This window comes from Caldalkalibacillus thermarum, assembly GCF_014644735.1.
Lineage (GTDB): Bacteria > Bacillota > Bacilli > Caldalkalibacillales > Caldalkalibacillaceae > Caldalkalibacillus > Caldalkalibacillus thermarum.
Genome location: NZ_BMKZ01000046.1, coordinates 1 through 21,592, shown reverse-complemented (window position 1 = coordinate 21,592; position 21,592 = coordinate 1). Strand labels below are relative to the sequence as shown.

18 protein-coding genes, 1 rRNA gene and 1 riboswitch are annotated in these 21,592 nt (G+C 47.1%); of the genes, 13 read left to right on the top strand and 6 right to left on the bottom strand.

Translation table 11 applies throughout. The features are described 5' to 3' along the window. Positions 1-175: 175 nt before the first annotated feature. From mnmE to rpmH, 6 genes are all read right to left on the bottom strand, one after another. Positions 176-1,552: a tRNA uridine-5-carboxymethylaminomethyl(34) synthesis GTPase MnmE gene (gene mnmE, locus IEW48_RS14290; RefSeq protein WP_188624344.1), complete on the bottom strand. Its 1,377-nt coding sequence runs from the start codon at positions 1,550-1,552 to the stop codon at positions 176-178. Positions 1,553-1,725: 173 nt separating this feature from the next. Then, the gene (jag, locus tag IEW48_RS14285) at positions 1,726-2,388 is read right to left on the bottom strand and encodes an RNA-binding cell elongation regulator Jag/EloR (RefSeq protein ID WP_188624343.1); all 663 of its coding nucleotides are present in this window, start codon (positions 2,386-2,388) and stop codon (positions 1,726-1,728) included. Beyond that, a complete protein-coding gene (gene yidC, locus IEW48_RS14280) occupies positions 2,385-3,143 on the bottom strand; it encodes a membrane protein insertase YidC (protein ID WP_188624342.1) in 759 nt (252 codons plus the stop codon). The genes jag and yidC overlap by 4 nt, the downstream gene beginning before the upstream one ends. Before the next feature lie 48 nt (positions 3,144-3,191). Beyond that, positions 3,192-3,404, bottom strand: coding sequence for a membrane protein insertion efficiency factor YidD (gene yidD / locus IEW48_RS14275; protein ID WP_007503515.1), 213 nt, complete (start codon positions 3,402-3,404; stop codon positions 3,192-3,194). Positions 3,405-3,446: 42 nt separating this feature from the next. Then, positions 3,447-3,788 (bottom strand): ribonuclease P protein component, encoded by a 342-nt coding sequence (gene rnpA, locus IEW48_RS14270; protein ID WP_188624341.1) that lies wholly within the window; start codon positions 3,786-3,788, stop codon positions 3,447-3,449. Between the two features lie 194 nt (positions 3,789-3,982). Beyond that, positions 3,983-4,117 carry a 50S ribosomal protein L34 gene (gene rpmH / locus IEW48_RS14265; protein ID WP_188624340.1) on the bottom strand — a complete coding sequence of 45 codons (135 nt, stop codon included), beginning with the start codon at positions 4,115-4,117 and terminating at the stop codon, positions 3,983-3,985. A gap of 511 nt (positions 4,118-4,628) precedes the next feature. Here rpmH and dnaA point away from each other — a divergent pair. From dnaA to IEW48_RS14200, 13 genes are all read left to right on the top strand, one after another. Continuing rightward, positions 4,629-5,993 carry a chromosomal replication initiator protein DnaA gene (dnaA, locus tag IEW48_RS14260; RefSeq protein WP_007503521.1) on the top strand — a complete coding sequence of 455 codons (1,365 nt, stop codon included), beginning with the start codon at positions 4,629-4,631 and terminating at the stop codon, positions 5,991-5,993. Positions 5,994-6,175: 182 nt separating this feature from the next. Then, complete coding sequence (gene dnaN, locus IEW48_RS14255) at positions 6,176-7,309, top strand: DNA polymerase III subunit beta (RefSeq protein ID WP_188624339.1); 1,134 nt, start codon at positions 6,176-6,178, stop codon at positions 7,307-7,309. 98 nt (positions 7,310-7,407) lie between these two features. After that, positions 7,408-7,629, top strand: a complete 222-nt coding sequence (gene yaaA, locus IEW48_RS14250) for a S4 domain-containing protein YaaA (RefSeq protein WP_188624338.1) — start codon at positions 7,408-7,410, stop codon at positions 7,627-7,629. 11 nt (positions 7,630-7,640) lie between these two features. After that, a complete protein-coding gene (gene recF / locus IEW48_RS14245; RefSeq protein WP_188624337.1) occupies positions 7,641-8,750 on the top strand; it encodes a DNA replication/repair protein RecF in 1,110 nt (369 codons plus the stop codon). A 56-nt stretch (positions 8,751-8,806) separates the two neighbouring features. Continuing rightward, on the top strand, positions 8,807-10,720 hold the full coding sequence (gene gyrB / locus IEW48_RS14240; RefSeq protein WP_007503525.1) for a DNA topoisomerase (ATP-hydrolyzing) subunit B: 1,914 nt from the start codon (positions 8,807-8,809) through the stop codon (positions 10,718-10,720). A gap of 205 nt (positions 10,721-10,925) precedes the next feature. Continuing rightward, the gene (locus IEW48_RS14235) at positions 10,926-11,810 is read left to right on the top strand and encodes a selenium metabolism-associated LysR family transcriptional regulator (RefSeq protein WP_188624336.1); all 885 of its coding nucleotides are present in this window, start codon (positions 10,926-10,928) and stop codon (positions 11,808-11,810) included. Between the two features lie 43 nt (positions 11,811-11,853). Further along, positions 11,854-12,020: riboswitch (M-box (ykoK) riboswitch) on the top strand. Between the two features lie 272 nt (positions 12,021-12,292). Continuing rightward, positions 12,293-13,660, top strand: a complete 1,368-nt coding sequence (gene mgtE / locus IEW48_RS14230; protein ID WP_188624335.1) for a magnesium transporter — start codon at positions 12,293-12,295, stop codon at positions 13,658-13,660. Positions 13,661-13,916: 256 nt separating this feature from the next. Then, a complete protein-coding gene (locus IEW48_RS14225) occupies positions 13,917-15,026 on the top strand; it encodes an RNA-guided endonuclease InsQ/TnpB family protein (RefSeq protein ID WP_188624334.1) in 1,110 nt (369 codons plus the stop codon). A 224-nt stretch (positions 15,027-15,250) separates the two neighbouring features. Then, on the top strand, positions 15,251-16,009 hold the full coding sequence (modA, locus tag IEW48_RS14220) for a molybdate ABC transporter substrate-binding protein (protein ID WP_188624333.1): 759 nt from the start codon (positions 15,251-15,253) through the stop codon (positions 16,007-16,009). An 11-nt stretch (positions 16,010-16,020) separates the two neighbouring features. After that, entirely contained in the window at positions 16,021-16,683 is a 663-nt protein-coding gene (gene modB / locus IEW48_RS14215; RefSeq protein ID WP_188624332.1) for a molybdate ABC transporter permease subunit, read from the top strand. A gap of 117 nt (positions 16,684-16,800) precedes the next feature. Beyond that, a complete protein-coding gene (gene gyrA / locus IEW48_RS14210; RefSeq protein ID WP_188624331.1) occupies positions 16,801-19,257 on the top strand; it encodes a DNA gyrase subunit A in 2,457 nt (818 codons plus the stop codon). A gap of 159 nt (positions 19,258-19,416) precedes the next feature. Continuing rightward, positions 19,417-20,526: an RNA-guided endonuclease InsQ/TnpB family protein gene (locus tag IEW48_RS14205; protein ID WP_188624330.1), complete on the top strand. Its 1,110-nt coding sequence runs from the start codon at positions 19,417-19,419 to the stop codon at positions 20,524-20,526. An 844-nt stretch (positions 20,527-21,370) separates the two neighbouring features. After that, a 16S ribosomal RNA gene (locus tag IEW48_RS14200) occupies positions 21,371-21,592 on the top strand; the annotation flags it as partial.

Here is a 21,592-nt window from a genome sequence, read left to right as displayed (position 1 = left end):
TTTTGTGTACAATTCATCTGAAGTCCTCCTTGGTATGGTGAGTGATGTGGTTGACACCCCTGCATCATACCAAGAGGGCTTTTTTTGATCAAGTCCCCGGAAAAGCTCCTAACGGGAATGCTCCTTTTACGGTTTAATCCGCCGGACCAATCACACTTAGCGCACCAAAAACCTGTCACTTGCCTAAACAAAACTGGGAAAACAGCTGGTCAATCAAGCTTTCACTTACATTATCCCCAATAATTTCGCCCAGCTTTTCCCATGCTTTGCGGATGTCGATTTGGACCACATCTACGGGCAATCCCATTTCCAACGCAGCCAAAGCATCCTCAATGGACTGTTTCGCCTCGTTCAACAAGGCAATATGCCGGCTGTTGCTGACGTATGTCATATCCCCTGCTTCAATATCCCCCTTGAAATAGAGGTCAGCGATTGCCTGTTCCAGCTCATCTAAGCCCTTCTCCTCTTTAATCGACATTTTGATTAAGGGAAGATGAGGGTAGCGTGCCTTGAGCTGGTCTGTATCCAGCTTCGGCTCAAGATCCGTTTTATTGACAATCAGGATCGTTTTCATGTCTTTTACCAGGTCAAGCAGCGCCTGGTCCTCTTCTGTAAAGGGCTCAGCAATGTTCAGGACCAAAAGGATCAAATCCGCTTCCTTCAACACCTGGCGGGAGCGTTCAACTCCGATCCGCTCCACCACATCCTCCGTTTCCCTGATGCCAGCTGTATCAATCAGTTGCAAAGGGACCCCGCGCACATTGACATATTCCTCAAGCACATCCCGGGTTGTCCCAGGTATGTCGGTGACGATCGCTCTATTTTCATGGGCCAGGGCGTTCAATAAGGACGACTTGCCCACATTAGGGCGGCCAATAATAGCCGTTTTGAGCCCTTCCCGCAAAATTTTGCCCTGTTCTGCCGTTGCCAAGAGCTGCTCAATCTCTTTTTTCACCTGTTCACACTTTTCCCTTAAAAATTGCTGCGTCACTTCTTCCACATCATGTTCAGGATAATCAATCGTCACCTCAATGTGGGCCAAAGTCTCAATTAATTCCTGTCTTAAGCGCTTGATCAGTTTAGACAGGCGTCCTTCCACCTGTTTCATAGCGTTCTTCATCGCCCGGTCTGTTTTGGCCCGAATGAGGTCAATCACTGCCTCTGCCTGGGATAAGTCAATCCGGCCATTCAAAAAAGCCCTTTTCGTAAACTCACCGGGTTCAGCCAACCTGGCCCCATACTTTAAAATGTAATTTAACACCCGTCTGACAGAAACCAGCCCGCCATGACAATTAACTTCCACCACGTCTTCCCGCGTGTATGTCCGCGGGGCTCTCATCACCGTGACCAGCACTTCTTCTATCCGTTCTCCAGTCTGTGGATCCACCAGGTGACCGTAATGGATCGTATGACTGTCCACAGTGGATAATTTTTTTCTTCCTCTATATAATTTATCAACAACCGCAATCGCCTCCGGACCGCTGACGCGAACAATGGCAATCCCGCCTTCCCCCATTGGAGTGGCGATAGCGGCAATGGTATCAAACTCCATATTGGCACCATCCTTTATCCACAATCCACAACAAACATCCCGTTAAGTCTTTAGTTTTTCCTAAATAAATAGAATAACACATTTTGGCCAAAAAAGAAAAGGACAAGAACGCTAACCAGCATTCTTGTCCACATGTGGATAAGTCAAGGGTTACGTGAAATTTAACTTCACTTTTATTTTGGGATGAGCACCACACGCCGGTTTGGTTCTTCCCCTTCACTTTTGGTGATCACACCGGCATAGTGTTGGAGATGGGTGTGGATAATCTTTCGCTCTGCCGCGCTCATCGGTTCCAAGACAATTTTCTCCCGGGTGCGAATCACTTTCTTAGCCAAGCGGTCAGCCAACTGCTCCAGCGCCTGTTTGCGCCGCTGGCGGTAATTTTCGGCATCCAGGATCAAACGGACATGGTGATCGGCACGGCGATTGGCCACCACATTTGTTAAATATTGCAGCGCATCCAAAGTTTGTCCCCGGCGGCCGATGGCAATCCCCAACCGCTCCCCTGAAATGTTCAGCCAAACCTGGCCATCGCGGGTTTCAGCTGCAACCTGTACCTGGCCAACTCCCATTTGGGGAAGCACGTCTTGCAGAAACTGTATGGCCGCCTCAACAACAGCTTGTGTGGGCTCTTGTTCCGCTGGCTTCATTTTCTCCGTTTCCGCTTGCATCAGCGTGACCTCAACCAGGGCTGGCTTTGCACCAAGCCCCAAAAATCCCCTCGAAGGTTCTTGCAAGACTTTGATCTCAACCTGGTCTTCTGTTGCCCCCAACTCTTCAAGCGCTAAACGAACAGCTTCTTCCACCGTTTTCCCCTTGGCGGTTACTTGGTTCACTTACTGGCAACCTCCTGGTTTAATTTATACATATCTCTCATAAAATAAGTCTGCACGATGGTAAACAGATTCCCGATCACCCAATATAAGGAGAGTGCTGACGGGAAATAAATCGCAAACAGCCCAATCATGATAGGTAAAATCACCATGAGAATCTGAACCTGGGGATTATTTTGCATGCCCATCATCTTTTGCTGCAAATAAGTGGTCAGACCAGCAAGCACAGGGAGGATATAGAACGGATCTGGATTTCCCAGATCAGGCAGCCATAAAAATGAATGGGAAGCAATATGTTCATTGCGCATAATCGCATGATAAAAGGCGATTAAGATCGGCATTTGTATCAATACCGGCAAGCACCCTGCCAAGGGGTTCACATTATGTTTCTGGAATAGTTTCAACATTTCTTGCTGCAAACGTTGCTGATCTTTTTGGTATTTTTCACGAAGCTTCACCATTTCAGGTTGCAGGGCCTGCATCACTTTAGATGTTTTCAGCTGCTTGACCATCAAAGGCAACGTCAGCAAACGGATTAAAACGGTCACAATCACGATGGCCCAACCGTAGCGGTCCAGGGCAGGGTTGTTAGTCGGATTAAGCAATTGGGCAAAATAGTCTAAAGCCCAGGACAAGGGATAAACGAAAAATTTATCCCAAATGCCGTTGGCCGGATCAATCGGTTCTTCAAAATTACAGCCTGTCAATATGAAAACCAAGACCAACAACAGTGCCGTTAAATACACTCTCGAAGACAATGTGACTCCTCCTAACCACACATATCATACTGCAGCACTTGAAAACGCTTAAGGCAGCGGGTCGTATCCTCCCCGATGAAAGGGATGACATTTCATCATACGTTTTAACACTAAATAGCTGCCTTTAAACAACCCATACTTCTGAAAAGCCTGGTATGCATAGTGCGAACACGTCGGCACAAAGCGGCAGCTCGGTGGCCTGAGCGGGGAGATCCACTTTTGGTAAAAGCGGATCAATGCCAATATCAGTTTAACCCCCACGCCCTTACCTCCTTAAACAACAATAATCAAAAACACCAACATCTATTTGACATAAAGTTTACTTTTCTTTAACAGGTGAATAAAACTTTTAGATAATTGCTCGAAATCAGCATCAAGGGCACCCTTGCGGACAATAATCACCAAGTCATAGCCCTGTTTAATATGTTTTGCTTTAAGCCTGACCGCCTCTCTCACCACCCGTTTCAACCGGTTGCGAACAACAGCTAGTCCAAGTTTTTTACTGACCGAGACACCTAACCGGAAATGCTCTACGTTCTCATTAGGTAAGTAAAATAAGACCAGCTGGCGGTTGGCAACCGACTGACCGTGGCGGTAAACCCGTGCAAATTCCTGGTTCTTCCGCAAGCGGTATTGTTTTTTCATAATTTAATCCCAAACCCTTTCAGCCTACATTTTACATGTTTTCTAAGGGAGCATGCAACAACCGTGTAAGCGTTGAAGTATGACAACAACCCTCACAGCATGACTGTGAGACACAGCATGACTGTGAGAGGAACGACGCACCACACCAAACCGGCGAATGAGAAAAAAGACCACTGAGGTCCAGTGGCCTTAGTTTAAGCAGATAATACTTTTCTGCCTTTCTTGCGGCGACGGGCTAACACTTTACGCCCATATTTAGTGCTCATCCGGGCACGAAAACCATGAACCTTTTTACGCTTACGTTTTTTGGGTTGATACGTACGTTTCATCGACTTACACCTCCCCTTTGACTACGAAACCCGATCCTCACTTTACGACATTGAAGTTTTAGGTCTGGAGTTTTAGCATAAACAGTCTCAAGTATTATAAGGATATTTGCTTAAAAAGTCAACTAACCCCCCTGTGTATAACTTTTCCACACTAACCGACAAATTTCCACTTCTTTTTCGACACCTTATACACACATTCACTCCCTGTTTATAAACAAAAAACCACAAGTTGTACACTTGTGGATAAGTTAAAATAAACCATTGAACTTCAAAAGATTATTTGATATCATAACTTTGCTCCTGATTGTGGATAACTGATCCCCCTCTCTCTTTTATCCACATGCTGTGGATAAAAATGTGGACAATTATACCCACTGTGAATAACCTGATCATTTAGTTTTCCACATCCTTCTGTCAAAGCTGGAGCAATTGCGACAAATACTGACATTTTCCTTACACATTCAGTTGTGAATGTTTTTTTGTGACTTTTTAAGTAAAGGAGCATTTTTTTATGGAAAATGTTCGTGATTTGTGGGCCAGAGTCTTACAGGAAATTAAAGACAAGGTGAGTAAGCCAAGTTATGAGACCTGGTTAGAGTCCACCCAAGCTCACGCCCTCGAAAACGATACGCTGGTCATTGTGGCTCCTAATGAATTCATCCGCGATTGGTTGGACAACCACTACCGCCCATTAATCAGTGAAACCGTCTTTGATATCACGGGTGTTAAACTCAACCTGAAATTTATTTTGCCCCAACATGAACCGATAGAAGATGTGGATGTGAGCGTGGCCTTCAGAAAGACCGAACCCAAACCAAAAGTGTCCTCAGCCGGCGAGGAACACTATCACGGCATGCTGAACCCAAAATATACCTTTGATTCCTTTGTCGTTGGTGCCGGCAACCGGTTTGCCCATGCTGCCTCACTGGCTGTGGCCGAGGCGCCTGCTAAGGCATACAACCCTTTTTTCATCTATGGGGGCGTAGGTTTGGGAAAAACCCATTTGATGCAGGCCATTGGCCACTATGTTTTAGAAAACAACCCTGAGGCTCGTGTGGTTTACACCACGTCTGAAAAGTTTACCAATGAATTTATCAATGCCATCTTGGACAATAAAACAACTGAATTCCGCAATAAGTACCGCAATGTTGACGTGCTTTTAGTAGATGATATTCAGTTTCTGGCCGGAAAAGAACAGACACAAGAGGAATTTTTCCATACTTTTAATACCTTGCATGAGGAAGCGAAACAAATTGTGATCTCAAGCGACAGACCACCTAAAGAGATCCCTACATTGGAAGACAGGCTGCGCTCCAGGTTTGAATGGGGCTTAATCACCGACATCACGCCGCCCGATCTGGAAACCAGGATTGCCATCCTGCGTAAAAAGGCAAAGGCTGAAAATCTGGATATTCCCAATGAGGTTTTAGTGTACATTGCCGATCTCATCAATACCAATATCCGCGAACTGGAAGGGGCCTTAACCCGGGTCGTGGCGTACAGTACCATGACCAATCAAGATATCAGCACGGAGCTGGCCCAGGAAGCCTTGAAAGATATTGCGCCGAGTAACAAACCTCACTTGATCACGATTGCCCATATTCAACAAGTCGTTGCTGACCATTTCGGTTTAAAGGTTGAAGATTTAAAAGGGAAAAAACGGACCAAGTCAATTGCCTACCCACGTCAAGTGGCCATGTACTTATCCCGCGAACTGACCGATTCTTCCCTGCCCAAAATTGGGCAAGAATTTGGCGGACGAGACCATACGACCGTCATTCACGCCCACGAAAAAATAAAAAAGGATCTGCAAAAAGATACCTCGTTTCAAAAAATAGTGGAACATCTGATCAAAGTGATCAAGAAAGAGACTTAATATCAACATGTGTATAACAAAACAAGCCTATACACACGCCATCCACATGTGTATAGGCTTTATTTTGCTGCCAGAGATCAAGTTATCCACAATTACACAGGCATTAATGATTAATACGAACTAAATTAATATATTATGCTAAAATAAATGGCATATGCTAAAAAAATTTGGAGGTCGACAGCATGCATATTGTGGTGGATCGAGAAGCTTTAAAAGAAGCGGTTAATCAGGTATCCAAAGCCGTATCATCGCGGACCACAATCCCTATTCTAACCGGTATCAAACTGACAGCTACCCATGAAGAATGCATTTTAACCGGCAGTGATTCTGACATTTCCATCCAGGTTTCCATTCCCGCCCAACGGGATGATATAGAATTAATTAAAGTGGTTAAAATAGGTAGTATCGTCCTTCCGGCCAAATATTTTGCAGAAATCGTCAAAAAACTGCCAGCTGAACACATTGAGATTGAAGTGCTGGAAAATGAAGTCACTCACATTCGCTCCGGATCAACGGAGTTTAATTTAAACGGATTAAATGCTGAAGAATATCCCCGCCTGCCCCAACTGGAAGAGGATCAGGTCTTCAGCATTCCGGCCCAGTTGCTTAAAAGTTTGATTCGTCAAACATCCTTTGCCGTCTCCACATTGGAATCCCGTCCCATTTTAACAGGGGTCTTGCTTAAACTGGAGGAAGGGCTGCTGACGTTAGTGGCTACCGACAGCCACCGCTTAGCACACCGTTCTGCCCAAGTGGAAGTCAATCACAACCTCTATCTTGAAAATGTGGTCATTCCTGGGCGGAGCATGAACGAATTGCAGCGCATTTTAGAAGACGAGTCAGATCCGGTTGATATCGTGATTACCAATAATCAGATGCTGGTCAAAGCAGGACGCTTGCTCTTTTACTCCCGCCTGTTGGACGGCACGTATCCAGATACAGAGCGCATCATTCCCTCAACAAGCAAAACCACGCTGGAAGTGGAAACGAAAGCGCTTTTGTCCGCCATTGAACGCGCATCTCTTTTAGCGAAAGACAGTAAACATGTGGTAAAATTGAGTATACAAGAAGAGCGCATCCATATTACCTCTAACACCCCGGAAATCGGGCAAGTGTTTGAGCAGGTTAACGCTCACCATATAGAAGGGGAAGAAATTCAGATCGCGTTTAACGCCAGATTTATGCTGGATGCCCTCCGTGTCATTGACTCGCCGCAGGTTTCGATCCAATTTACAGGTGCCTTAAGCCCGTTTGTGATTAAGCCAACAGATCATGAACATATGCTGCACCTTATTCTTCCTGTGAGAACCTATTAAGTTCTCTTAAGTTTTATATCTCTTACCTGAGTTGTAACAATGAGCGGGAACAAACCAATTTCTTCGCAAGACCAGCACAGAGGAAAAGGTGAATTGTTTTGGCCAAGATCATCCACATTTCCACACCTTATATTACACTGGGACAACTGTTAAAACTGGTAGGTGTCATCGATACTGGCGGGCAAGCCAAATGGTTTCTGGCCGAACATGACGTTCTGGTTAATGGCCAAACGGAAAACCGCCGGGGACGGAAACTATACCCTGGTGATGTCATTGAAATTGACGGCTTTGGTCAGGTTAAGATTGCTGCACAAAGCTAGGGGGATTCCCTTTGTATGTCAAACGTTTAACCCTGCAACATTTTCGCAATTATGCTACCCTTGAGCTAGAGTTCCAACCGGGGATCTATTTGTTTATTGGGGACAATGCCCAAGGAAAAACCAACCTTTTAGAGTCGTTATATGTGTTGGCCATGACCAAATCTCACCGCACCTCCAAGGAGAAGGAACTGATTCAGTGGCACAAGGCGCACACTACGCTAGCCGCAGAGCTAGAAAAAAAATACGGCTCTGTTACGCTGGAATTACACATTTCTCAAAGAGGAAAACGGGCCAAGCTGAATCACTTGGAACAAAAACGGTTAAGTGATTATATCGGCACCTTAAATGTGGTGATGTTTGCACCTGAGGATCTCGAATTGGTCAAAGGAAGTCCTCAGGTGCGCCGTCGTTTTATTGATATGGAGCTGGGGCAGGTGAGTGCCAATTACTTATACGATTTGGGGCGTTATCAGAAACTATTAATGCAGCGCAATGCTCTCTTGAAAGAATGGACTGACCGGGAAAAACACCGTCCCATGGTTGACGTCTTTACCCAGCAGCTTATTGACGTGGCGGTCAAATTATATCAAAAGCGTTTCAAGTTTCTGCACAAGCTGGAACAATGGGCTCAAGAGATTCACAGCCAGATCACCAAGGGTAAAGAGTCGTTAGAGATCCGTTACCATACCGCAACAGGCATTGATCAGACCATGAATGAAGAGGAGATGACCCATCTGCTCACCCAGCAGTTTGCCAAAATGAGAGACAGGGAAGAACACCGGGGCAGCACCCTGATCGGTCCCCACCGGGACGATTTAATTTTTATGGTTAATAACCGCAATGTGCACACCTATGGTTCCCAGGGCCAGCAGCGAACGGTTGCCTTATCCCTTAAGCTGGCTGAAATTGAGTTGATTAAAGAAGAAATTGGAGAGTACCCGGTGCTCTTGTTGGATGATGTCCTGTCTGAGCTGGACGACCAGCGCCGGACAGATCTCTTGCAGGCGATTCAAGACAAGGTGCAAACCTTTGTAACCAACACCAGCACCGAAGGCATTGACCGCCGGTTGCTTGCTCAAGCGAGGGTCTATTATGTACGGGAAGGTCACATCGTAAGCTAAGAGGTACCCTCAACCGCCGCCGTTTGTCTGAGGACCAAAGAAAGAGGTGAACAATCTTGACCACTCAAGAGCATACGTATGATGAAAATCAGATACAAGTCCTGGAAGGATTGGAAGCGGTACGCAAACGTCCGGGCATGTACATCGGCTCCACCAGCAGTAAAGGTCTCCATCACATGGTTTGGGAGATTGTGGACAATAGCGTGGACGAAGCGCTGGCTGGTTTCTGTACAGAAATCCATGTCACGGTTCATGAGGATAACTCTGTCACTGTCAGTGATAACGGCCGGGGGATTCCGGTCGGGATTCACGAGAAGATGGGCCGTCCGGCGGTGGAAGTCATCATGACCGTGCTCCATGCCGGGGGCAAATTTGGCGGTGAAGGCTATAAGGTATCCGGGGGACTGCATGGGGTCGGGGCATCGGTGGTTAATGCCTTGTCTGAGTGGCTGGAGGTGAAAGTGCACCGTGACGGCCATATCTATTATCAACGCTACCGGCGGGGCGTGCCGGAGTTTGATCTGAAAGTGATCGGCCAAACAGCCCGGACAGGGACCACCATCACCTTTAAGCCCGATCCGGAAATCTTCGAGGAAACGACTGAGTTTGATTATGAAACCTTGCGCAATCGTTTGCGAGAGATCGCGTTTCTCAACAAAGGCCTTAAAATCATTTTTAAGGATGAACGCATGGAACAAGCTCAACCAGATATTTTTGTTTACGAGGGCGGCATTGCTTCATTTGTCGAATATATAAACCGGGCCCGGGAAGTCTTGCATGAGCCCATCTACATTGAGGACGAAAAGGAAGGCGTCTATGTCGAGATCGCCCTGCAGTATAACGACAGTTTTGCCAGCAATCTGTTTTCCTTTGCCAACAACATCCACACTTATGAAGGGGGCACCCATGAATCGGGCTTTAAAAGCGCTTTGACAAGGGTGATCAATGAATATGGACGCAAACAAGGCTTAATCAAAGAGACGGATAACAACTTGACCGGGGATGACGTGCGGGAAGGATTAACAGCGGTCATTTCAGTCAAAATTCCTGATCCCCAGTTTGAAGGGCAAACCAAGACCAAACTGGGGAACAGTGAAGTGCGTGGCATCACCGAAAATGTATTTGCCAAGCATTTCTTTACGTTTTTAAACGAAAACCCCAGCGTGGCCAAAAAAATTTTAGAGAAAGCCCTCATGGCCCAGCGGGCGAGGGAAGCGGCCAAAAAGGCCAGGGAACTGACCCGCCGCAAAAATGCCCTGGAGGTTTCTTCCCTTCCTGGCAAACTGGCTGATTGTTCCAGTCGCGATCCCTCCATTAGTGAGTTGTACATTGTGGAGGGGGATTCGGCAGGCGGCTCAGCCAAACAGGGGCGCGACCGCCACTTTCAGGCCATCTTGCCTTTAAGGGGTAAAATTATTAACGTGGAGAAGGCCCGCCTGGATAAAATATTGTCCAACAACGAAATCCGGGCTATTATTACAGCGCTCGGAACAGGCATCGGGGATGAATTTGATATTAATAAAGCCCGTTACCATAAAGTCATTATCATGACGGATGCTGATGTGGACGGAGCCCATATCCGCACCTTGCTCTTAACCTTTTTCTACCGGTACATGAAACCGTTGATCGAACGGGGGTATGTCTATATCGCCCAACCGCCTTTGTATAAAATTACCCAGGGCAAAAAAGTCTTATACGCTTATTCGGACCGGGAATTGGAGCGAAAGTTAAAGGAACTGCCTGACAACCCCAAACCCACCATCCAGCGCTACAAAGGATTGGGTGAGATGAATCCCACCCAACTGTGGGAAACCACCATGGACCCGGAAAGCCGCACCTTGCTGCAGGTCAGTTTAACGGATGCCGTGGAGGCGGATGCTATCTTTGAGACCTTAATGGGGGATCAAGTGGAGCCGCGCCGTGAGTTTATCCAGCAACATGCCAAATATGTGCGCAATTTGGATATATGATGTTGCCTAAAGCTGCACTCTTTATAGGGAGTGCGCCTTTTTTGTGCAGGGTGAACATGGGAGGCATTGTGCTCCTGATAAAATTGCTCAATAGCACAGCATCCCGATTTTAACTTACCTCCGACAGAAGTCTCCCACTTCTAAGCGTTAGCGTAGGTTAACAATCAATTAAAATGATCATAACCATTTGTTATGGTGAGGGAAGATGAATCTAAAAAGAGTAAAGACCTTTATGTTAGCGGCAGAACACAAAAATTTTTCAACGGTGGCTCAAATTTTAAATATTAGTCAGCCGGCTGTCAGCAAACAGATCAAAAAACTGGAGAAAGAGCTGGGTGTTCCCCTGTTAAACAGGGATACGCTGGAACCAACGGAGGCAGGAAGGATTGTGCTCCGCCATGGAGAAACCCTGCTTAAAGGCTGGCAGGAAATCGTAGAGCAGTGCGCCGCTTTACAGGGAAATATGGCGGGATTGATTAAGATTGGTGCTAGCACCATTCCAGGGACGTATTTACTTCCTCCTATCCTGCAAAAATTTTTGGACCGTTTTCCACAGATGGAAGTACAGTTGGCGGTCCATGAATCAACCCATGTCTTAGAATTAATTACCAATGAAAAAGTCGATATCGGCTTTGTGGGAATTTCCCCTGCAGATGAGTCCTTAAAGCAGCATGTGATTGCCAAAGATAAATTGGTGATCATTGGTCCGGATCATGGTGAGGAGATCGAAGACTTTGAAGATATCAAGGATAGTCCCTTTGTATTCAGGAGCGAACGTTCAGGCACATGGAGAGCGGCAGACCAGGGGCTCCGTAAGTGGGGATATTCTGTGCGGGATCTCAAATGCGTAGCCAAAGTGGAACATACCGAGTCCGTCATTTCCATGGTCCAAGCCGGTCTGGGTTATTCGATCGTCTCCAATATAGCCGCCCGGGCAGCCGTACAGGCCAAGCGGGTCAAAATTTTGGCTGAACTTCCCATAGAGCGGGAGTTTTATGCGGTTTATCTGCCTGCCAAAGAGAACAACCAGGCCATTACCCATCTGGTGGATTTGGCTTCGATTCTCAGTGACGGGTTCAAGACCCATTGACATCATCTGATGAATCATGTATCTTATCTAAGACAGCAGCATACGACTCCTTCGTTAGGTGAGGCTCCTGTACGGAGATACGCTACTGCCCAGAAATGTCTAAAGACGCCAATGGGTCAACAGGAACGATCGAGGTAAGGTCGTTTCTAATGTAGCTGGAGCCAAGCTCCTATGCCGTACAGTGCCAAAGCTCAACGAATGAAGGAGCAGGAAGGTAAGCGACTGGTCGATTTGTGTTCGCATGTTCAAATCTGTCTGTTTACCGATGCACCTTCATTCGTGGAAGGTGCTTTTTTATTTGGTGTGAAAGGGGTGATGAAAATGGATGGCGATCCTAGGAGTTACAGATGCGAAAATGACGATGCTAGTCAACATCTGCATTGTGTCATAATCATGTACCCCTTGGTTCACTCTAAAAACAGGCAGTCCATTTTCATCACTTCTTGCGGTGGGATGGACTCCTGAACAGGGAGGTTGTCTCAATGGTCAAACTGGATGAAAGAAATAAAGAGGAATACACCCGTTCTGTGATTAAGGCCTTAAAGGCGGGAAATATAGAAGAGTTTCGCAACCTGTTTTTGGAACTCCACCCTACCGATCAAGTGGAATTATTTACCTCATTTGATAAAAATCAACGGCAACGTGTGTATGAATATTTGTCTCCGGCTGAGTTTGCCGAAATTTTCCAGGGGTTAGAATTGGAGCAGCAAAAAGAATATATTGTAGAGCTTGACCAAACTTTTGTTATCGACATGTTTAACAGCATGTCAGCTGACGATTTGGCGGACTTTTTAGGTGAATTGCCTGACATTATGGCTGAAACCTACTTGAATAATATGGGACTGGAAGATGCCCAGGACATCAAACACTTGCTGGCTTATCCACCTGAAACCGCTGGCGCGATCATGACCACGGAGTTTATTGCCCTGTCTACCAAAGAAAAGGCCAGTGATGTGCTTAAACGTTTGCGCCAACAAGCCCCTGATGCGGAAACAATCTACTATCTGTATGTGGTCAATGAAGAGGGGAAGCTGGTCGGTGTCGTGTCTTTGCGTGATCTCATTGTGGCCCAGGATGAGCAACTGGTAGAGGAGATCATGAGTACCCGTGTCGTCTCCGTGTCGGTGTTGGATGACCAGGAAGAAGTGGCCAATGTGATTAAAAAGTATGATTTTCTGGCTGTTCCGGTCATTAGTAAACAAGGTAAACTGGTCGGTATTGTCACTGTGGATGATGTCATGGATGTCGTGGAAGAAGAGGCGACAGAGGATATTGGGGAGATCTCCGCGGCCAGGGGGGCGGTTGATCTGCAGCTGTCCTCGTTTTCTGCCGCCAAGAAGCGGGCGCCTTGGATTCTGATGCTGGCTTTTTTGGGCCTGATTACAGCAGGCGTGATCGGCCGGTTTGAAGAGACGCTGGAGACTGTCGCCCTGCTTGCGGTATTTATTCCGTTAATTATGGATTCTGCTGGAAATACCGGGACTCAAACTTTGGCCGTCGTTGTGCGCAGTCTGGCCCTGGGTACCATTGACCGGGTTGGCGTGGGCAAATTGTTAAAACGTGAGCTGGGCACCGGGATGATGTTGGGACTTATCTGTGCCTTGGTGCTGGTGTTGGCCATCCCGCTCCTTTATGACGGTAATTGGGTGCTTGGAATGGTTGTAGCGGTTTCTCTGTTTGCGGCTTTAAGCGTGGCCACTGTTGTCGGAGCTGCCATACCCTTGGTCATTAACAAGTTGCGCATTGACCCGGCTATCGCGTCCGGCCCGTTTATTACCACCTTGAATGATATCATCGCCCTATTCATTTACTTTTCCGTTGCCACAGCATTTCTGCATTATATTCAGTGACACATGTGCCACCACCTATTATTGATCAGAATGCCGCTTTTTCTAAAGAACAAAGAACGTTCCAGACTTAACATTAAAGTGCAGTTTTCACGCCGGAGGGAAACTGCACTTTTTTTAACTTACCTCCGACAGAAGTCTCCCACTTCTAAGTGAAGCGAAAGTGGGAGATGAATGTCGGTTTGATGTAGCCTCAATATGATGAGTGTGGTAAAATAAAATCAAACAAACGTTCGTATTGTGGATAGGTGATGTGGATATGCCCAACAAAGCCTACAAATTCCGTCTGTATCCAACACAAGAACAGGAACAGCTGCTCGCCAAAACGTTCGGTTGCGTCCGTTTCGTCTACAACAAAATGCTTGAGGAACGCATACAAATTTATGAAAAGTTCAAGGACAACAAAGAAGCCATGAAACAGCACAAATTTCCCACTCCGGCCAAGTACAAACGGGATTTTCCGTGGCTTAAAGAAGTCGATAGCCTTGCCTTAGCCAACGCTCAATTAAACTTGCAAAAAGCATTCACCAACTTCTTCTCTGGCCGGGCGGGATTTCCCAAGTTCAAAAGCCGCAAGGCCAAACAGTCGTACACGACAAATGTGGTCAACGGAAACATTAAGCTTGCAGATGGCTATATCAAGTTACCCAAACTGAAATGGGTCAAATTAAAGCAACATCGGGAGATTCCTGTTCACCACACCATCAAGGCTTGTACGATTACCAAAACGAAAACAGGAAAATACTTCATCTCCATTCTGACCGAATATGAACATCAACCGGTGCCAAAAGAAATAGAAAACGTTGTTGGGCTCGATTTTTCCATGAATACGCTGTATGTTGATAGCGAGGGTAAGAGAGCCAATTATCCTCGATTCTATCGGCAAGCCTTGGAAAAACTGGCCCGAGCCCAACGGGTGCTGTCACGCCGCAGGAAAGGTTCCAACCGTTGGCACAAACAGCGGCGGAAAGTCGCCCAGTTGCACGAAAAAATCGCCAACCAACGTCAGGATTTTCTGCATCAGGCTTCACGACAATTGGCCAACCGGTATGATGCAGTGGTGATTGAAGACCTCAACATGAAAGGGATGGCTCAAGCCCTCCATTTCGGTCAAAGCGTCCACGACAACGGCTGGGGCATGTTCACCTTCTTCCTTCAATACAAGTTAGCAGAACAGGGAAAGAAGCTGATCAAAATCGACAAATGGTTCCCCTCATCCAAAACGTGTTCATGTTGTGGCCGGGTGAACGTGTCTCTATCGCTTTCCGAACGTCTATTTCGCTGTGCATGCGGTTTTGTGGCAGACAGAGATATCAACGCCGCCATCAATATCAAAAAGGAAGGTCTGAAAAAGTTAGGGACTGCCTGACTGGATCTCGAACCGTGGGGCACACGGGGATCGCTCGGTCAACTTCCCATCATGAGATGGGATTACCCGAGAAGCCCCCACCTCTAAGCGTTAGCGTAGGTGGTGGGAGTATGTCACGAGCCATTCCCCCATCTATCAGAGGTTATGGTACAATAAAACTATTGAGTTGTTATAACCCCATTTAATGGTTGAGGCATGATAAAGTTGGTGAGCAGATGAAGCCCTTGTACCTTATAGGTTTTGTTGGCTTGTTGGGCATCATCCTTTGCACGGGGTGTGCAGAGGATCAACCTGATGAACAAGCGCTTACTGTGGCAGCAGCTTCCGATTTGTATCATGTTTTTAGCGAGCTAGGGGAGGCCTTTACAGAAGAAACGGGGATACAGGTGAGGTTTACCTTTGGGGCAACCGGCCAATTAACCCAGCAGATCAGACACGGGGCCCCTTTCGACCTGTTTGCAGCGGCGGATGAAACCTACATTGATCAATTGCTGGAGGCCGGTTTCATTGAGACCGGGAGTAAAGAGGTGTATGCCCTTGGTCAAATCGGGTTGATTTTCGCTGAAGATCAGTTTCCTGAGATGAGTGTGGAACGCTTAGTTTCCCCTCACATTGAACGGATTGTCATTGCCAACCCTGAGCATGCTCCCTATGGCCGGAAGGCAAAAGAGATATTGCAGGAACTGGGCGTATGGGACCACGTGCAGGAGAAAATCGTCTACGCTGACAGTGTGCGCCAAGCCCTGCAAGTGGTGGAAACAGGAAATGCTGAAGTGGGGCTGGTCGCGGCTGCCATTGCCCAGCATTCCCCTCTGTCATTTGAGTTGATCGAAACGGATGAACCGTTGGTACAGGCTTTAGGAATTGTAAAGGCGAGCAAACGGAAAGAAGAGGCCCGGCTGTTTAGTGACTTTATTTTGTCCCCCAAAGGGCAAGAAATGCTCATAAACTATGGTTTCAAATCACCACGACCGCAACATTGATAGGAGTTAAGATGGAGACGATTGCTTTTCCACTCTATTTGTCGTTAAAAGTGGCTGCTCTGGCAACCTTTGTGGCTTTATTGATTGGCATCGTGTGTGCCTGGATGTTTGTACAGTGGCAAAACCGTTGGACAAAAATTTTATCATTGATCACGGTCATTCCCCTCGTTCTTCCGCCAACCGTTTTAGGCTATTACTTGCTGCTTGTGATCGGGCGGGATGGCCTTGTGGGGCGGATAATTGAACATTGGACAGGCTCCCCCATCGTGTTTACGTGGAAAGCGGCGGTTATTGCTGCTGCCATCGCTTCACTGCCCTTAATCATTCGTCCCATTCAAACGGCCTTTGAATCCATAGAACATGAAATTCTAAAGGCAGCCCAGCTGGATGGGGCCAATCGGTGGCAAGTGTTCCGTTATATTATGCTCCCCCTTGGCTACAGAGGGGTCTTGGCCGGATTGGTCCTGGGCTTTGCCAGGGCGATGGGGGAATTTGGAGCCACCCTCATGGTGGCCGGAAACATTCCCGGCCAAACACAAACGCTGGCCATTGCCATCTATGACGCTGTGCAAGCCAACCGGATGACGGAGGCGCACCTGATGGCTGTTGTCTTAAGCGGCACAACCTTGCTCTTGCTGTTTATTGTGACACAAGTAGTGAAGCAAAATGTTTAACTATATTTAACTATTTGTCTGCCGAAAGATTTAGTTTTCTTATGTTATGGAAATACTAGATTAGGGGAGCGGATCTGAATCTATGTCAGATCCCGGCTAAACGGAGGTATGCACTAGATGGCTGAACAACGAATCAAAGAAGTGAACATCGGACAAGAGATGCGCAATTCGTTCATGGATTATGCCATGAGTGTTATTGTCAGCCGTGCCTTGCCCGATGTGCGGGATGGTTTGAAACCTGTTCACCGGCGCATCTTATTTGCCATGAATGAACTGGGCATGACGCCGGACAAACCGTATAAAAAATCGGCCCGAATCGTCGGGGAAGTGATTGGTAAATACCATCCCCACGGGGATATGGCTGTCTATGACACCTTGGTGCGCATGGCGCAAGATTTTTCCTACCGCTATCCCTTAATTGACGGCCATGGTAACTTTGGTTCCATTGATGGTGACGCAGCGGCAGCCATGCGTTATACGGAAGCCAAAATGGCTAAAATCGCAACGGAATTGTTAAGAGACATTCATAAAGAAACTATTGATTACCAAGATAACTACGATGGCCAGGAGAAAGAACCGGTTGTCCTTCCGTCACGATTTCCCAATTTATTGGTGAATGGCGCAGCGGGAATTGCTGTGGGTATGGCCACTAACGTCCCTCCCCACCAGTTGGGCGAAGTGATTGATGCGCTGACCCATTTAATCGACCATCCGGAGGCCACGGTGGCTGATTTAATGGAATTTATTCCTGGGCCGGATTTTCCGACAGGGGCCCAGATTTTGGGAACGTCAGGGATCAGAAGGGCATACACCACCGGCCGGGGCACCATTACCTTACGTGCCAAAACCAGCATTGAGGTCAGCGATAATGGCAAGCAGCGCATTATTGTCGACGAGTTGCCTTATCAAGTGAACAAAGCGAAATTAATTGAAAAAATCGCTGAACTGGTCAGGGAGAAAAAAATTGACGGCATCACGGATCTGCGCGATGAGTCCGACCGCAACGGTATGCGCGTCGTCATTGAATTGCGCCGTGACATCAACGCCAATGTTGTCTTGAACAACTTATATAAACACACAGCATTGCAAACCACGTTTGGCATCAACATGTTGGCTCTGGTCGACGGCGAGCCTAAAGTTCTGAACCTCAAGCAGGTACTGAAGTATTATCTGGACCATCAAAAAGAGGTCATTCGCCGCCGGACCGAGTATGACTTGCGCAAAGCGGAGGCACGGGCCCATATTTTAGAAGGTTTGCGTGTCGCCCTTGACCATCTGGATGCTGTCATCGACTTGATCCGTTCGTCGCGGACCACTGATGAAGCCAAAACAGGCTTAATGACGCAGTTTAATTTGACAGAGGATCAGGCACAGGCCATTTTGGACATGCGCCTGCAACGTTTGACCGGCTTGGAAAGGGAAAAGATTGAAAATGAATACAGGGAATTGCTGGCTAAAATTGCCGAGCTTAAGGCCATCTTAGCTGACGAACGTAAAATTTTAAATGTGATCAAGGAAGAACTGCATGAAATAAAGGAAAAATACAATGACGAGCGCCGGACGGAAATCACGGTTGCCGTTGACCATATTGAAGATGAAGATCTTATTCCTCAAGAGGAAGTGATTATCACCCTTACCCACAAAGGATACATTAAACGTTTGCCTGTTAGCACATACCGCAGCCAAAAGCGTGGCGGACGTGGCATCACAGGGTTGGGAACCAAAGAGGACGATTTTGTTGAACATCTGTTTGTGGCGAATACCCATGATTTTATATTATTGTTTACCAACAAGGGGCGCGTCTACCGCCTCAAAGCTTACGAGATCCCAGAGTTGGGGCGTACTGCCCGCGGGTTGCCCATCATTAATCTGATTCAAATTGAAAAAGACGAATATATTACCGCACTGATTCAGGTTGAGGACTATCAACCTCACCGTTATCTGTTCTTTGCCACCCGGCAGGGCATTGTCAAGCGAACGGCCCTTCATGATTTCGAATATGTGCGCCGCGGCGGCTTGTTTGCCATTAATCTGCGGGATAACGATGAACTGATCTCTGTGCGCCTGACAGATGGCCAGCAAGAAATCATCATGGGCACCAAAAAAGGAATGGCCATCCGGTTCTCGGAACAAGAGGTTAGGGTGATGGGGCGTGCCGCTGCCGGCGTAAAAGGCATTACGCTGCGGCCGGATGATGAAGTGATTGATATGGATGTGGTCAAGAAAGATCACGATGTGATGATTGTTTCCAGAAATGGATATGGCAAGCGTACCTCAATTGATGAGTATCGTATCCAATCCCGGGGAGGAATAGGACTTAAAAGTTATAACGTGACCGAACCGTGTTTTGAGGTTGTTGGGTTAAAGACCGTTGCTGCCAATGACGATTTTATGCTGGTCACCTCTAACGGGCTGATTATTCGCATACATGTTGACGAAGTATCCCGATTGAGCCGGTATGCCCGCGGTGTCCGGCTGATCCGCTTGCAAGAGGATGAAGAAGTAGCCACGGTGGCCAAGGTACAGGTGACAGAGGAGGTCCAGCAAAAACTGGACGAGGAAGATGAAGCGTGATCACCCCAGGATAAATTTTAACTTACCTCCGACAGAAGTCTCCCACTTCTAAGCGAAGCGAAAGTGGGAGATGAATGTCGGTTTGATGTAGCCTCAATATGATGAGTGTGGTAAAATAAAATCAAACAAACGTTCGTATTGTGGGCAGGTGATGCGGATATGGCCAACAAAGCCTACAAATTCCGTTTGTATCCAACACAAGAACAAGCACAACTGCTCGCCAAAACGTTCGGTTGTGTCCGTTTCGTCTACAACAAAATGCTTGAGGAACGTCAACACATCTATGACACGTTCAAAGACGACAAAGAAGCCATGAAACAGCACAAATTTCCCACTCCGGCCAAGTACAAACGGGATTTTCCGTGGCTCAAAGAAGTCGATAGCCTTGCCCTGGCAAACGCTCAATTAAACTTGCAAAAAGCATTCACCAACTTCTTCTCTGGCCGGGCGGGATTTCCCAAGTTCAAAAGCCGCAAGGCCAAACAGTCGTATACCACAAATATGGTGAATGGCAACATTAAGCTTGCCGATGGCTATATCAAGCTACCCAAACTGAAATGGATCAAGATCAAACAACACCGTGACATACCGCCACACCACATGATCAAGTCCTGTACGATCACGAAAACGAAAACAGGAAAATACTTCATCTCCATTCTGACTGAGTATGAACACCAACCGGTGCCAAAAGAAATAGAAAACGTTGTTGGGCTCGATTTTTCCATGAATACGCTGTATGTCGATAGCGAGGGTAAGAGAGCCAATTATCCTCGATTTTACCGGCAAGCCTTGGAAAAACTGGCCCGAGCTCAACGGGTGCTGTCACGCCGCAGGAAAGGTTCCAACCGTTGGCACAAACAACGGCGGAAAGTAGCCAAGTTGCACGAAAAAATCGCCAACCAACGTCAGGATTTTTTGCACAAGGCTTCAAGGCAATTGACCAACCGGTATGATGCCGTGGTGATTGAAGACCTCAACATGAAAGGGATGGCTCAAGCCCTTCGTTTCGGTCAAAGCGTCCACGACAACGGCTGGGGCATGTTCACCTTCTTCCTTCAATACAAGTTAGCAGAACAGGGAAAGAAGCTGATCAAAATCGACAAATGGTTCCCCTCATCCAAAACGTGTTCATGTTGTGGCCGGGTGAAGGCATCTCTGTCTCTCACAGAACGCCAGTTCCGTTGTGAATGCGGTTTTGTGGCAGACCGAGACACCAACGCCGCCATCAATATCAAAAAGGAAGGTCTGAAACAGTTAGGCATTACCTAACTGGATCTCGAACCGTGGGGCACACGGGGATCGCTCGGTCAACTTCCCATCATGAGATGGGATTACCCGAGAAGCCCCCACCTCTAAGCGTTAGCGTAGGTGGTGGGAGTATGTCACACAGCGACACCGCATGCTTTGGTTGCGGATGTCGCTGTAGCTGTTTTCAGAACAAATGACAAAATAGGGGTGATAAAGCAACTCGCCCCAATTTCTATTTACCGTGTTCTAATCGGTACTGATAAGGAAGGGTATCCCAGAAACTTATATCTGCTTCATGGATTGAACGGTCGGCTATAGCGGCAATAACGGACTTCATGATGACTATCCCCTGGTCAATCTGATATCCGTTACCTTTTTGCCCTAAAATGGAAGTATAGTAAGGGGAGTGAGTCAATCCTCTCATTTCAACTAACAAAGTTGCGATGTTATAATTTACAGCAAAATGATTGCGAGCGTTTGAAGTCAATTCATTTCCTTCCTTATACTTGGCAATCGTAGCATACCTTTTTGCTCTAAAGCGTCATAAATGACAGCCTCAAGGCATGAGCCGGTTGGCGCCCTTTGTTTTTGTGTATGACTCCAGTTTCTCCCTCCTCAAGTATGCGTTTTTTCAGGCGGCAAACCTGGCGATAGCTTAAATTCAACATTTTCACTGACGCGTTACAATATGACAATATCACAGACGAACAACACAAATATCAAATTAAGTATTGACACGATAATTTGTGTGTGTTATATTAAAAAACGTCGCTTCTAAAAAGGAAGTTTGCCCATCAATGGGCTTCAGAACCTTGAAAACTGAACAAAGCACAAGCGTGCGGGGCTCATTCCTTTGGGATGAGTTTTGATGGAGAGTTTGATCCTGGCTCAGGACGAACGCTGGCGGCACGCCTAATACATGCAAGTCGAGCGCGTGAAGCTTCCAGAAGCCTTCGGGCAGACGGGAGTGGATCGAGCGGCGGACGGGTGAGTAACACGTAGGCAACCTGCCTGTAAGACCGGGATAACCCCGGGAAACCGGGGCTAATACCGGATAGGACCTTCGGTCGCATGACCGTTGGTTGAA

Bases quoted from the DNA above. Each gene is read 5' to 3' on its own strand.
- rnpA (WP_188624341.1), bottom strand. From the start codon at position 3,788: ATGAAAAAACAATACCGCTTGCGGAAGAACCAGGAATTTGCACGGGTT.
- dnaA (WP_007503521.1), top strand. From the start codon at position 4,629: ATGGAAAATGTTCGTGATTTGTGGGCCAGAGTCTTACAGGAAATTAAA.
- gyrA (WP_188624331.1), top strand. From the start codon at position 16,801: ATGGCTGAACAACGAATCAAAGAAGTGAACATCGGACAAGAGATGCGC.
- IEW48_RS14225 (WP_188624334.1), top strand. From the start codon at position 13,917: ATGCCCAACAAAGCCTACAAATTCCGTCTGTATCCAACACAAGAACAG.
- mgtE (WP_188624335.1), top strand. From the start codon at position 12,293: ATGGTCAAACTGGATGAAAGAAATAAAGAGGAATACACCCGTTCTGTG.
- modB (WP_188624332.1), top strand. From the start codon at position 16,021: ATGGAGACGATTGCTTTTCCACTCTATTTGTCGTTAAAAGTGGCTGCT.
- rpmH (WP_188624340.1), bottom strand. From the start codon at position 4,117: ATGAAACGTACGTATCAACCCAAAAAACGTAAGCGTAAAAAGGTTCAT.
- IEW48_RS14205 (WP_188624330.1), top strand. From the start codon at position 19,417: ATGGCCAACAAAGCCTACAAATTCCGTTTGTATCCAACACAAGAACAA.
- IEW48_RS14235 (WP_188624336.1), top strand. From the start codon at position 10,926: ATGAATCTAAAAAGAGTAAAGACCTTTATGTTAGCGGCAGAACACAAA.
- dnaN (WP_188624339.1), top strand. From the start codon at position 6,176: ATGCATATTGTGGTGGATCGAGAAGCTTTAAAAGAAGCGGTTAATCAG.
- mnmE (WP_188624344.1), bottom strand. From the start codon at position 1,552: ATGGAGTTTGATACCATTGCCGCTATCGCCACTCCAATGGGGGAAGGC.